This is a genomic window from Pseudomonas marginalis (assembly GCF_001645105.1).
GTDB lineage: Bacteria > Pseudomonadota > Gammaproteobacteria > Pseudomonadales > Pseudomonadaceae > Aquipseudomonas > Aquipseudomonas petroselini.
In genome coordinates this window covers 213,280-225,281 of the sequence record NZ_LKEG01000036.1, presented here as the reverse complement: position 1 = coordinate 225,281, position 12,002 = coordinate 213,280, and the positions used below count along the sequence as shown (strand labels likewise).

12 protein-coding genes are annotated in these 12,002 nt (G+C 59.7%); 3 read left to right on the top strand and 9 right to left on the bottom strand.

Annotated elements, in window-relative coordinates; translation table 11 throughout:
- Positions 1–7 precede the first annotated feature (7 nt).
- A complete protein-coding gene (locus AO064_RS12625; RefSeq protein ID WP_064053509.1) occupies positions 8–619 on the top strand; it encodes a TetR/AcrR family transcriptional regulator in 612 nt (203 codons plus the stop codon).
- A gap of 247 nt (positions 620–866) precedes the next feature.
- Here AO064_RS12625 and AO064_RS12620 read toward each other — a convergent pair whose 3' ends face one another.
- The 3 genes from AO064_RS12620 to AO064_RS12610 all read right to left on the bottom strand — a co-directional run bounded on the left by AO064_RS12620 (position 867) and on the right by AO064_RS12610 (position 4,726).
- On the bottom strand, positions 867–1,970 hold the full coding sequence (locus AO064_RS12620; protein ID WP_064053508.1) for a polyamine ABC transporter substrate-binding protein: 1,104 nt from the start codon (positions 1,968–1,970) through the stop codon (positions 867–869).
- Between the two features lie 40 nt (positions 1,971–2,010).
- On the bottom strand, positions 2,011–3,348 hold the full coding sequence (locus AO064_RS12615; RefSeq protein WP_064053507.1) for an alginate export family protein: 1,338 nt from the start codon (positions 3,346–3,348) through the stop codon (positions 2,011–2,013).
- A 115-nt stretch (positions 3,349–3,463) separates the two neighbouring features.
- Positions 3,464–4,726 carry a serine hydrolase domain-containing protein gene (locus AO064_RS12610; RefSeq protein ID WP_064053506.1) on the bottom strand — a complete coding sequence of 421 codons (1,263 nt, stop codon included), beginning with the start codon at positions 4,724–4,726 and terminating at the stop codon, positions 3,464–3,466.
- A 241-nt stretch (positions 4,727–4,967) separates the two neighbouring features.
- Between AO064_RS12610 and AO064_RS12605 the strand changes: the two genes are divergently transcribed.
- Positions 4,968–5,573, top strand: coding sequence for a cysteine hydrolase family protein (locus AO064_RS12605; RefSeq protein WP_064053505.1), 606 nt, complete (start codon positions 4,968–4,970; stop codon positions 5,571–5,573).
- A 61-nt stretch (positions 5,574–5,634) separates the two neighbouring features.
- On the opposite strand, the gene AO064_RS12600 is transcribed toward AO064_RS12605, so the two are convergent.
- The 6 genes from AO064_RS12600 to pstS all read right to left on the bottom strand — a co-directional run bounded on the left by AO064_RS12600 (position 5,635) and on the right by pstS (position 10,753).
- On the bottom strand, positions 5,635–6,225 hold the full coding sequence (locus AO064_RS12600) for a hypothetical protein (RefSeq protein WP_064053504.1): 591 nt from the start codon (positions 6,223–6,225) through the stop codon (positions 5,635–5,637).
- Complete coding sequence (locus AO064_RS12595; protein WP_064053503.1) at positions 6,225–6,923, bottom strand: hypothetical protein; 699 nt, start codon at positions 6,921–6,923, stop codon at positions 6,225–6,227. The genes AO064_RS12600 and AO064_RS12595 overlap by 1 nt, the downstream gene beginning before the upstream one ends.
- A gap of 31 nt (positions 6,924–6,954) precedes the next feature.
- On the bottom strand, positions 6,955–7,716 hold the full coding sequence (gene pstB, locus AO064_RS12590) for a phosphate ABC transporter ATP-binding protein PstB (protein WP_217649954.1): 762 nt from the start codon (positions 7,714–7,716) through the stop codon (positions 6,955–6,957).
- A gap of 76 nt (positions 7,717–7,792) precedes the next feature.
- Complete coding sequence (pstA, locus tag AO064_RS12585) at positions 7,793–8,686, bottom strand: phosphate ABC transporter permease PstA (protein ID WP_012724477.1); 894 nt, start codon at positions 8,684–8,686, stop codon at positions 7,793–7,795.
- The gene (gene pstC / locus AO064_RS12580; protein ID WP_012724478.1) at positions 8,683–9,651 is read right to left on the bottom strand and encodes a phosphate ABC transporter permease subunit PstC; all 969 of its coding nucleotides are present in this window, start codon (positions 9,649–9,651) and stop codon (positions 8,683–8,685) included. Before pstC ends, pstA begins: the two co-directional genes overlap by 4 nt.
- A gap of 73 nt (positions 9,652–9,724) precedes the next feature.
- Positions 9,725–10,753, bottom strand: a complete 1,029-nt coding sequence (gene pstS, locus AO064_RS12575) for a phosphate ABC transporter substrate-binding protein PstS (protein WP_064053502.1) — start codon at positions 10,751–10,753, stop codon at positions 9,725–9,727.
- Positions 10,754–10,937: 184 nt separating this feature from the next.
- Here pstS and ppk2 point away from each other — a divergent pair, with 184 nt between their 5' ends.
- Complete coding sequence (ppk2, locus tag AO064_RS12570; protein ID WP_012724480.1) at positions 10,938–11,855, top strand: polyphosphate kinase 2; 918 nt, start codon at positions 10,938–10,940, stop codon at positions 11,853–11,855.
- The last annotated feature ends 147 nt before the right edge of the window (positions 11,856–12,002 follow it).

The window sequence follows — 12,002 nt, the reverse complement described above, 5'->3', positions numbered from 1 at the left end:
ATCTCCTGTGAGCGGACTGCGTGAACGTCAAAAAGCCGAACGCCGCCAAGCCATCAGCCAGGCGGCGATCGAACTGTTTGAGCGCCAGGGCTTCCAGAACACCACCATCGAACAGATCGCCAGCCAGGCCGGCGTGTCGCCGCCCACGGTGTTCAAGTATTTCGGCAACAAACAGGAAATCATCTTGGAGATCCTGCGCCACGCCGATCAGCGGGCCATCACTGATACCCGCAGCCTGATCCACGCAATAGACGACCCGGTCGACGCGCTCTGCCACCTGGAACGGCTGCTCACGGGCTATGCCCTCGAAGTCATGCACCCCAGCCTGTGGCGTGAACTGTTGCCGCTGATCCTGTTCGGTGGCAGCAATGAACTGCCCGCAGGTTATCGGGCCATGAACGACGCCCTGAGGGCGCAAATCAGTGAACTGCTGAGGGAGCTGCAACGGGCCGGCAAGCTGCGCCCGCAACTCGATGTGGAACTGGCCGCATTCCTATTGAACGACTACTCACACCTGCAACTGTTCAGGCTGGTCAACCAGGAACACCCGGATATCGATGCGCACTCTACGCAGGTCAGGCGTATCACCGAGTTGCTGTTCTACGGCATGCAGGTCTGAGGGCATAGGCATGTATATAAATCTTAAACGCTGACACATAACGCTGTGGCGAGGGAGCTTGCTCCCGCTGGGTCGAGAAGCGGCCCCAGTTCTTTGTTTCAAAAGACTGGGACTGCTGCGCAGTCCAGCGGGAGCAAGCTCACTCGCCACGGGTTACTTTTCGCTCTTGCTGCTTCTTAACTGACTGGCATTAGGGCTTGCCCCGCGCAGGGCAAGCCTGCTCACCACAAGCACCGGGCCACACTGATCAGCGGTTGCTCTTGATGGCGGTCCAGGTGCGGGTACGGATGCGCTCCGCGGCAGCCGGGATCGGCTCGAGGGCGAACAGGGTCTTGCGCGCTTCGTCAGGCACATACATGTTCGGGTCGTTGCGGATGCTGGCGTCCACCAGCGCAGTGGCGTCCTTGTTCGGGTTGGGGTAGCCGATCTTGTTGCTGATACGCGCAATCACGTCCGGGCGCAGGATGTAATTGATGAACGCATGGGCCTCCGCCACATCGGGGGCCTTGGCCGGGATCATCATCACGTCCGACCACATCGGCGCGCCCTCCTTGGGCAGTGCCATCTCGACCTTGACGCCCTTGCCGGCGGCATCTGCCAGTCGTGCGGCCAGTGCGACACCGCCGGACCAGCCCACGCCCACACAGATATCACCGTTGGCCAGGTCCATGCCGTAGCGCGACGAGTTGAAGTAACTGACGTAAGGGCGAATCTTCATCATCAGTGCCTGGGCTTGTACATAGTCCTCGCGCTTCTGGCTATTGGGGTCGAGGTCCTTGTAGTGCAAGGCAATCGGCAGGATCTCGTTGGCGGCGTCGAGGAAACCCACGCCACAACTGGCGAGCTTGGCGAGGTTTTCTTCCTTGAAGATGATGTCCCAGCTGTTCATCTGCACGTCAGGGCCGAGGGCTTTGCGCACCTTGTCGACGTTGTAGCCGATCAGCGTGGTGCCCCACAGGTAAGGCACGGCGTAGCGATTGCCGGAGTCACCTGCGGTTTCCAGGGTTTGCATGAATTGCGGGTCCAGGTGCTGCCAGTTTGGCAACTGCTTGCGATCCAGCGGCTGCACGGCACCGGCCGTGATCAAGCGTCCCAGGTTGGAGGAGCCGGGAAACACCACGTCATACCCGGAGTTGCCCGTCAGCAGCTTGGACTCCATGGTTTCGACGGTGTCGAACACATCGTAAATCGGGCGAATGCCGGTCTCTTCCTGGAAGCTCTTGAGCACCTCGGGTGGCAGGTATTCGATCCAGTTGTAGATCCGTACGGTGCGTTCTTCAGCCAGGCAAAAACCACTGATCAACAACGAAGCGACAGTGCCCAGCACGGTGTTACGCAAAAATCTGTTCATGATCAAAACACTCCAGCGCGGCCACGATGGCTCGCAGCACTTAATAGCGATAGGTGAAATACAGCTCCAGCGCACTGAACGTTTGGTCATCGCCGAACACCTGTTTGGCGGCAGCCAGTGGCTTGACCCAGTTGTACGACAGCGACGTATAGAACGACGGCGTGGGTGTCCAGTCGAGGAATACCACGCTCTCGTCGGCAAAGCGCCGATCGTTGACCGGTGCACCCATGTAGTTTTTCTCGTCCAACCAGAACTGGTAGTGAATCGCACCGAGGGTCACGGTTTCGTTGAGGTGGGTCTTGAGGGAGAACTGCTGGACGTTTTCGTTGCTGTTGAACAGCAGGTAGTTACCCACCACGTCGCCGATCAACCAGGTGCTCCAATCGACAAAGCCCTTACTGAGCGGGTCCCAGGCTTTTTGCCGGTTGTCAGAGAGGTTGTCGTCGCCGGAAAAACTCGCGTAGCGGTAGCCGATGATCGGGGTCAGCGGCAATGTGCTGAACGCATAGTCCGCCTGGCCATACCAGGCGTTGGCCGCGTAATCGACCCCCTCGCCACTGCCGCGCTCCAACGCGTATTCGGCGTTCAAGGTCAGTGCCGGCACGCCGGGAACCTTGGCATTGAGCGCCCTCACGTTGTACACCCGCATGCCGTCCCGGCGACGGGGAAGCGTGCTGCCTCTCGGGCCAAGGGCATTGACCTTCATGGCCATGGCGCCGAGCGTCACCTGATCATCGAGGTTGTAATCGAGGTTGACGCCGGTCATCCGGAAGTCGCCCAGATCATCATCGGTGCGCAGGGTGAACGCCTGAGACTTCAGTGCGCCGTGGTCCCATGCCAGGATCGCCGAATCCTTGAAAGCGGTCCGAGGGCCCAGCCAGTAGGCAGCGTCTTTGTGCTGGTCGAGGTTACCGTCCATGACGATGAACCCCGTGCCGATCATGTAGTTCTGGCGGCCGGCGGTCAGCTTCCATTCGCCGGCGCGGAAACCCCCGTAGAGTTCTTCGGCCGCGACCTTGCCGTCGGAGCTGCGGGTGAAGCCACCGGCATCACCGTCGCCGAACGTGCTTGCCGCCACCAGTGAACCGCCCGCCAGCAGGCTGAAATCGGGTTGCACCGCGTACTCGAATTTGGCGCCCGGTTTTACGTAGAACTCTTGCCAGTTGATCCGGGCGCCGCCGTTTTTGCCGTTGCGCGCATCCACACGGCCGCTGCCGAAGTTGACGCCACGACTAAACAGCGTCGCCCCGCCCACCGTGAGGTTGATTTCACCCTTGAGATTGCCGTCCTCAAAGGTGTAGCCCGCCCATGCGACGTGGGTGGTCAAGGGTAAGCCGACCGCTAAGAGCGCTCGAGAGAAACGCTTGGTGAAAACCATAAGAAGCTCCTGTGGAATTATTGTTGTTACAGGGCAGTCAATGGCGACGCAGGGCGTGGCCAACACCTGGGCAAGCCAGGTGAATAGAACGCAAGACTCTTATTTTTTGACGAGGTCAGTGACTCAGGTGGGCGGCAATCGCGCGCAGCATGCGCACGCTGTCGGTATCGAACGGGCTGACCGCCTCGTTCAGCGACGATTGCTTGACGATCACCACGCCGGACGGTTTGTCGATGAACAGGTATTGACCGTGAATGCCCCCGGCCATCAGGGCCTGGCTGTGGTCGTTGAACACGTACCACTGGCTTCGATAGGACGCACCGGGTGTCCAGTGGGAGAACTCGGCGTTTTGCGCGTAAATCGCCGGGTCGGCCCCTGCGGTGATGCGGGCGACGGTCTCGGATGACAGCAGCTCAACCCCGTCCTGGCGGCCGTTGTTGGCCAGCAGGCGACCAAAACGCGCCATGTCGCGCAAGGTGGCACTAAAGCCCGCCCCGGCGACATTACGCCCCCACGGATCGGCGATGAAATACCCGTCGCGGTCGCACCCCAATTGCTGCCAGATGCCCTCCAGCAGCTCACTGCAGGCGTTGCCCGAAGCCCGCTCCATCACCCACGCCAAGGCTTCGGTGGTGGCGGTCACGTAGTGGAAAAACCCGCCGTGCACGCCACGTTTTTTCAGCGACGGCAGGTATTGGTACAACGACTCGAACTGAGCGTATTGCGCCAATGCCGGCTGGAAGCCACAGGCATAGCCGTACTGCGAACTCTCTGAATTGGGGTCGTCATAGACCTCGCTGTAATCGATGCCCACCGCCATGTCGAAAAGCTGGCGCACCGTCGCATCACCAAACGCGCTGCCCACCAGTTCCGGCACGTAGTACGCGGCGGGCAGCTCGGGGTTGAGCACGCCGCGGGTCACCAGTTCTTCGCCCAGGGTGCCGACCAGTGATTTGGTCACCGAGAACATGATGTGCCGGTCACAGGCGCGCTGGCCGTTGAAGTAGCGTTCGAACAGCACGGTGTCACCCTGCATCACCAAAAAGGCATCGGTCTGGCTGGCCAGCAGATGCTCAATGACACTCACGCTCAACCCGCACTCACTGTCGAAGTACAGGGCATCCAACGCCTGTGGCGCGGTGTTCAAGGGCCCGACGGGGCCGGCGCCCGCGCGCACATCGATGGAGGGACGCAGTCGCGCCAGGTTGCGAAACCCCCACTGGTTAAAGGGCGGGTGCATCCAGTTGTGCCAAGTGACGCGGTATTTCGGCCCCGCCGGGAAGCCCTGCATCAGTAAAGGCGCCAAGCGGGGCTGGGTGGAAGACTCGTTCGTCTCAACGTAAAGGCTGGCCAATGACGGCATGATGTTCTGACCCATGGGATAACCCTGGAAATGACTCTGCATGCGAGCAGATGCCAGGTCATGATTAACCGACAAATATTCTTTAGTCAATAAAACTTTTAATCAAATAACCAAAAGCCCATTTGGTTTGATTCTGACGTGACCGATCTGCGCTGCTGTACATTGTCCTTAAATCCCCAGCCTTAACGAACGCGGTTAACTATGCTGAAGGACCCGTCCCGACTTCCCCCACAGTGATTCCTATCGGAGACCCAACATGAATCCAAACGCCACCGCCCTTGTCTTGATCGAATTCCAGAACGACTTCACCACGCCCGGCGGCGTGTTCCATGACGCCGTCAAAGACGTCATGCACACCGGCGACATGCTGGCCAACACCGCAACCACGGTGCAGCAGGCCCGCAAACTCGGGGTGAAGATCATCCACCTGCCGATCCAGTTCGCCGACGGCTATCCGGAGCTGACCACGCGCCACTATGGGATTCTCAAAGGTGTCGCCGACGGCAGCGCGTTCCGCACCGGCAGTTGGGGCGCCGAGATCTCGGAAGCGATCACCCGTGAAACCGGCGATATTCTCGTGGAAGGCAAGCGCGGGCTGGACGGTTTTGCGACCACGGGCCTGGACCTGGTGCTGCGCAACAACGGTATCCAGAACCTGGTGGTGGCAGGGTTCCTGACCAACTGCTGTGTCGAGGGTACGGTGCGGTCAGGGTATGAGAAGGGTTACAACGTGGTGACCTTGAGCGACTGCACGGCGACGTTCACCGATGAGCAACAAAAGGCTGCTGAAAACTTCACGCTGCCCATGTTTTCGCAGGTGTTGCGGCACACCGAGTTCCTTGGTGCGTTGAGCGAAAAATAAGCCAAAAAAGGGGGCGACTGATCCATCAGTCGCCCCCTTTTTGCTCAGCCCTGGGAATGGCTTATCCGTTCAACGTCAGCCCTGGATAGGCCCGCACAGGCACCTTGTGCCGTTGCGGTTGCTGCCGTGCGAGCTGTGCCTGGACCTGTGCGACCGCATCCAGCACGCGCCGCGCCCATTGCTCGTCTTCCGGGTCCACGACCACAACGCGAAAACCGTGATCGAAGCCTTCAAGCTGAACACCCTCGGAGTCATCGACATGCAGGTCGATGTCGAATGCCGGCGGGAATTTCGACGGTGTGCTCGACAGCCCGCGCTCCGTGAGCGCTTGATTGTGCCGCACGCTGTTGACCACGCCATCGACGTGAATGCCGTACAGCAGCAACCAACGGCGGATGTAGGACGGGGTCCGGCCGGACGAAGTGTAGACCCAGACGCTGCAACCCTGGCGACGCAGTTCGCGGGTCAGGGCGCGGGTGCCGCTGCGCAGCGGCTCGCCCAGCCAACGGTGTACACACGCCGGCAAACGGCTGTGCTCGGTCGCGCTGTGGTGAAGCTGGCAGGCCAGCGTGTCGTCGATATCAAAAGAGATACGGATACGCTGACGCTTGAACACCCGCTTGATTGTGTCGAGCACTGGGTACCTTCCCATCAATGGCCCCCTTGGCAGACGGGCGCCGGTGTGTCGCTCAGGAAAAACGCCATAGGGTCAGGGGCCTTATCTTCCAGGAACGCTGCATATTTCTTCTTGATCTTGGGCAATTCGTACAATGCCATTACGCCATGTTTAGCGGAGTTACGTATGACCGAGGACGGGTTGAAATAGCCCTCGGCGTTGTCCAGCGTCAGTACGAACGGCGGCAAGCCCTCGCGCATCAGCAGGTAGCTGACAATCAGCGACCCACTGCGGTGATTGCCTTCGACGAACAACTGCGGCCTGCTGAGGACTCGCACGTAGACACCGGCGGCGCGCTTCCACACCGATTCACTGTGGTGCCTGCAGTACCAGCCGTATAAATCCTTGATGCCACCCTCGACATTGTTGAAAAAATGCTCTTCGGTGGCCGCCAGGTGTTGGGCGTATTCCTGCCGGCGAACCGGGTCTTTGCCGCAGAGCACGGTGGCATTGATCTCCAGCATCAGGTTCAGTTGCTGGAGGTCGAACAGGTCAACACCGCGCGCCACATAGTCGTCAATCAGGGCGTAGCCTTCAAGCACATTCTGCAGCACTTCGTCCGTCAGCGGGTCGCGTGGCTCGGTAAAGTCCCGGCTGAGCTGGGCAAAACGGCTCTGTACCTCGCGCAGTGCGCGTTCAATCGCGGCCAGATCAAGACGATGCGTTGCAGACATTGGCAATCCTGAAAAACGCTGCATGAGTCGGTCAGCTGAACTTGCCGCTGATGTAGTCCCCGGTCATTTGTTCGCGTGGGTTCTCGAAAATTTGCGTGGTGGCGCCCATTTCGACCAGATAGCCGGTGCGCGTGCCCTGGGAGATATCCACCGAGAAAAACGCGGTGGTATCGGCCACACGAATCGCCTGCTGCATGTTGTGGGTCACCAGCGCGATGGTGTAGTCCTTCTTCAACTCGACCATCAGCTCTTCAACCCGGCGCGTGGCAATCGGGTCCAGTGCCGAGCACGGCTCATCCAGCAGCAACACTTCCGGCTCGGTGGCAATGGCGCGGGCAATACACAGGCGTTGCTGCTGGCCGCCGGAGAGCGACAGGCCGCTGACCTTGAGCTTGTCCTTGACCTCATCCCACAGCGCGGCGCCTTGCAGCGCGTGCTTGACGCGGTCGCCCAGGTCGCCCTTGTAGCGGTTGAGACGCAGGCCAAAGGCGACGTTGTCAAAAATGCTCATCGAGAACGGGTTGGGCTGCTGGAAAACCATGCCGATGTAACGGCGCACGACTACAGGGTCAACGCCCTTGCCATACACGTCCTGGCCGAGGAAATGCACATGGCCCTCGAAACGGAAGCCCTTTACCAGGTCGTTCATGCGGTTGAGGCTGCGCAATACAGTCGATTTGCCGCAGCCGGACGGGCCAATGAAACCGGTGATCTTGTTTTTCTCGATCGGCACATGGCTGTCACGCACCGCCATGAAGTTGCCGTAGAAAATCTTGTCCAGCTTGCAGTCCATGACCACAGGCGACTGGGTGATAAACGGAGCGGCTATTTGCGCGGATGACATGTTCAAAATTCAGGTGCTCCCGTTCTTAGTACTTGGGCTTGCCGAAAATACGGCTCACGATATTCACGACCAGTACGATCATTACCAGCACCAACGAGGCCGCCCAGGCGAGCTCAAGCTGGTTGTCGAAGGGCATGCCGGAGAAGTTGTAAATCAGCACGGCCAGGGAGGCCGTCGGATTCATGACTGCCAGGCTGCCGTCGTGGTAGATCCAGTAGTTGCTGAACAGCGCGGTGAACAACAGCGGTGCGGTTTCGCCGGCGGCGCGTGCCACGGCGAGCATCACGCCCGTGAGGATCGCGGGCATACCGGTGGGCAAGACGATTTTCCAGATCACCTGCGAACGGGTGCAGCCCATCCCGTAGGCGGCATCCTTCATGATCTTGGGCACCATCTTCATCGACTCTTCGGCCGTCAGCACCACGATAGGCAGCATCAGCACGGCCAACGCCACGCCACCCGCCGGTGCCGAGTACGTGCCGGTGGTCATCACCACCAGGGCGTAGGCAAACACACCCGCCAGAATCGACGGCAAGCCGGTGAGCATTTTCGCGGCAAAGCGCGAGGCGTTTGCCAGCTTGCTGTCCGGCCCCAGTTCAGCCAGGAAAATCGCCGCCATAATGCCAACCGGCACTGCGATGGCGGCCGCGATACCGACCATGACGAAGGTGCCCGCCATGGCATTGCCGAAACCACCGCCGGTCTCGAAACCGGTGGGCGGCAATTCGGTGAACACTTCCAGGCTCAAGCGTGCACCGCCACGGGTGATCAGCATGTAGAGCACGGAAATCAGCGGCACGCTGGCCAGCAACGCCCCGAACCACACCAGGGTAGTCAGGACCAGGCTGCGCAGGGCACGGCCTTCGAACCGGCGCTGCAGGCTGGGCATGGCGGTGATAGGCGAAGAAAGGTCAGTCATTGTTTAGTCCCCCGCTGGGCGTAGACCATGATCATCGAACCGATGACGTTCACCAGCAACGTGATGAACATCAGCACCAGTGCGGCGTACATCAGCACTTCGATCTCGTTCGGGCCGGCTTCGGGGAAGTTCAGCGCCAACAAGGCCGCCAGCGTGTTGGCCGGTGCAAACAGCGACAGAGAAATGTTGTTGGCGTTACCGACCAACATGGCCAGTGCCATGGTTTCACCCAAGGCGCGGCCCAGGCCCAGCACCAGCGAACCGAAGATGCCGGTCGCGGCGGATGGCACCATTACCTTGAGAATCGCTTCCCAGTGGGTGGTACCCATGCCATAGGCGGCTTGCTTGGTTTTCATCGGCACACCCGTGAGGGCGTCCTGGGAGACGGCAGCGATGGTCGGCAAAATCATGATGGCCAACACCAGGGCTGCCGGAAGCAGGCCCGGCCCGCTCAAGGAGGTGCCGAAAAACGGAATCCAGCCGAGCTCGCTGTTCAACCACGCGGTCAGCGGGCGAATCGCCGGGATCACCACATAGATCCCCCACAGGCCGTAAACGACGCTGGGGATCGCGGCGAGCAACTCGACGATGGTGCGAAACACTGCAGCAAGCTTGGCGGGCAAAAAGTCCTGAGTCAGGAAGATCGCCATGCTGACGCCAAAAAAACCGGCGATCAGCAACGCGATGAAGGCGCTGTACAGCGTGCCCCAAATCGCCGGCAGAATGCCGTATTTACCTTGGTTAACGTCCCAGACGCTGCCGAAGAGCACATCAAAGCCGTGCTTTTCCATGCCTGGAAGTGCCTTGCGCCCTACTTCGAAGACCAGCGCGAATACCAGCGCCAGCACCAGCACCACGCCTATGCGTGCAAGTGCACGGAAGGTGCGGTCAACCAGGAAGTCCTTCGTGGACGGCGGCTGGCACGCAGAATCCGGGTTATCCGGTACGACAAAAGGTGTGTTCATGGGCTAATTCCGGAACAAGGGGGGAACGCTCCCGGCAAGGATGAAACCCTCACCGAGAGCGGCCTGGCGAGCCTTACTTAATGTTGGCGGACGCTTTACGAACCTGTTCGACCACCGATGGCGGCAGCGGGATGTAGCCCATCGAATCAGCGATTTTCTGACCTTCAGTCAAGCTGTACTCGACCATTTCACGCATGGCCTTGGCTTTGGCTGGGTTGCCGTTGTCCTTGCGGAAGATCATCCAGGTGTAGGACGTGATCGGGTAGGACTTGGCGCCATCCGGATCCGGCAGCCAGGCCACCAGGCTTTCCGGCATTTTCACCGCGGCCAGGGCTTCGGCGCCGCTTTCGGCGTTCGGTACCACGTACTTGCCGGCCTTGTTCTGCAGTTGGGCAAAGTCAACCTTGGCCAGCTTGGCGAAGCCGTACTCGATGTAGCCGATTGCGCCTGGGGTCTGGCGTACGGTGGCGGTCACACCATCGTTCTTCGGCGACTTGATGAATTTGTCGCTGGCGGGCCAGTTGACGGTGTTGCCTTCGCCCAAGTCCTTCTGGAACTCAGCGTTGATCGCCGCCAAGTGCTTGGTGAAGACGGCGGTGGTGCCGCTGGAGTCTGCACGCACCACGACGGTGATCGGCATGTCAGGCAGTTTCAGGCCTGGGTTGGCGGCAACGATCTTTGGATCGTTCCACTTGGTGATCTTGCCCAGGAAGATGTTCGAGTACACATCGCGAGGCAATTTGAGTTCTTTAGGATTGCCCGGCAGGTTAAACGCCAGCACGATTTCACCCGCGGTCATCGGCAGCAGTTGCACGCCTTCGGCCACCTTGGCGATGTCTTCGTCTTTCATGGCCGAGTCGCTGGCGGCGAAATCGACGGTCTTGTTCAGGAAGTCCTGTACACCCGCACCGCTCCCCTTGGACTGGTAGTCAACCGTGACACCTTCGGTTTTCTTGCTGAAATCCTTGAACCAGGTGAGGTAGATCGGCGCTGGGAAACTCGCACCGGAACCGGTCAGGCGGATGCTTTCGGCGGCAAACACCGAGGTGGCACTGAGAGAAACCGCAACGGCGAGTGCAGCAGACTTCATCAGACGTTTCATTAAGGAAAATCCTTGTGATTTCGGGCTCGGCAACTCTGCAACAATCTTGTTACGGTTTTATGAACGTGCAGTGGCAAAACGCCCAGTTGTCCCCCTCTCCCGCCACAACACCGCATTTTGTGGTCATTGGTTCGTAACAAAATGCGACTAAGACTTTGCCATCCCCCACGACGCGAGTTCCGCCATGTCCTCACTAGAAGACACCTTGATACAGCGCATCCACCGTGAATTGCTCGATCACAGTGACGAAGAGCTGGAACTGGAATTATCCGAAGATGGCCATGACCTGAACGCGCTGTTTGATGAGCACGTCGGTGAAGGAAGCGAAAAAGCCGCACGCCGCATTTATTTCAGCGAACTGTTCCGCCTGCAAGGCGAACTGGTGAAATTGCAGAGCTGGGTGGTCAAGACCGGCCACAAGGTGGTGATCCTGTTCGAAGGACGGGATGCCGCCGGCAAGGGTGGCGTGATCAAGCGCATCACCCAGCGCCTGAACCCGAGGGTCTGCCGAGTGGCTGCGCTGCCGGCGCCCAATGACCGTGAACAGACGCAGTGGTACTTCCAGCGCTACGTCTCACACCTGCCGGCCGCCGGCGAAATCGTGCTGTTCGACCGCAGTTGGTACAACCGCGCCGGTGTCGAGCAAGTCATGGGTTTTTGCAACGAGGACCAGTACGAAGAGTTCTTCCGCACCGTTCCGGAGTTCGAACGGATGCTCGCCCGCTCCGGCATCCAACTGATCAAGTACTGGTTTTCGATCTCCGACCAGGAACAGCACCTGCGTTTTCTCAGTCGCATTCACGACCCGCTCAAGCAATGGAAACTCAGCCCTATGGACCTTGAGTCGCGTCGGCGCTGGGAAGCGTATACGAAGGCCAAGGAAATCATGCTCGAACGCACCCACATCGCTGAAGCGCCGTGGTGGGTGGTACAAGCCGATGACAAGAAGAAAGCCCGACTCAACTGCATCCACCACTTGCTCGGGCAGATGCCGTATGAAGAAGTCGAGCTGCCGGTGATCGAACTGCCGCAGCGCGTGAGGCAGGAGGATTATTCGCGCAGCCCGACGCCGCCGGAACTCATCGTGCCGCAGCGCTACTGATTAGCCCCCATCGCGGGTAGGTGGCGGGCGGCATCACGAATCGGGATGTTCGCTCGCCTCCGTGTTTTTTCAGACCCGTCTTAAATCATCTCCTGCCTGACATCGGTACGCTGGCCCCTTCCCTACCCCTATGTGGAACGCGCCCGG

What these genes read in the sequence shown, in the direction of transcription:
- AO064_RS12620 (WP_064053508.1), bottom strand. Translation starts at nt 1,970, where the DNA reads ATGAACAGATTTTTGCGTAACACCGTGCTGGGCACTGTCGCTTCGTTG.
- AO064_RS12615 (WP_064053507.1), bottom strand. Translation starts at nt 3,348, where the DNA reads ATGGTTTTCACCAAGCGTTTCTCTCGAGCGCTCTTAGCGGTCGGCTTA.
- AO064_RS12610 (WP_064053506.1), bottom strand. Translation starts at nt 4,726, where the DNA reads ATGGGTCAGAACATCATGCCGTCATTGGCCAGCCTTTACGTTGAGACG.
- AO064_RS12605 (WP_064053505.1), top strand. Translation starts at nt 4,968, where the DNA reads ATGAATCCAAACGCCACCGCCCTTGTCTTGATCGAATTCCAGAACGAC.
- AO064_RS12600 (WP_064053504.1), bottom strand. Translation starts at nt 6,225, where the DNA reads ATGGGAAGGTACCCAGTGCTCGACACAATCAAGCGGGTGTTCAAGCGT.
- AO064_RS12595 (WP_064053503.1), bottom strand. Translation starts at nt 6,923, where the DNA reads ATGTCTGCAACGCATCGTCTTGATCTGGCCGCGATTGAACGCGCACTG.
- pstB (WP_217649954.1), bottom strand. Translation starts at nt 7,716, where the DNA reads ATGGACTGCAAGCTGGACAAGATTTTCTACGGCAACTTCATGGCGGTG.
- pstA (WP_012724477.1), bottom strand. Translation starts at nt 8,686, where the DNA reads ATGACTGACCTTTCTTCGCCTATCACCGCCATGCCCAGCCTGCAGCGC.
- pstC (WP_012724478.1), bottom strand. Translation starts at nt 9,651, where the DNA reads ATGAACACACCTTTTGTCGTACCGGATAACCCGGATTCTGCGTGCCAG.
- pstS (WP_064053502.1), bottom strand. Translation starts at nt 10,753, where the DNA reads ATGAAACGTCTGATGAAGTCTGCTGCACTCGCCGTTGCGGTTTCTCTC.
- ppk2 (WP_012724480.1), top strand. Translation starts at nt 10,938, where the DNA reads ATGTCCTCACTAGAAGACACCTTGATACAGCGCATCCACCGTGAATTG.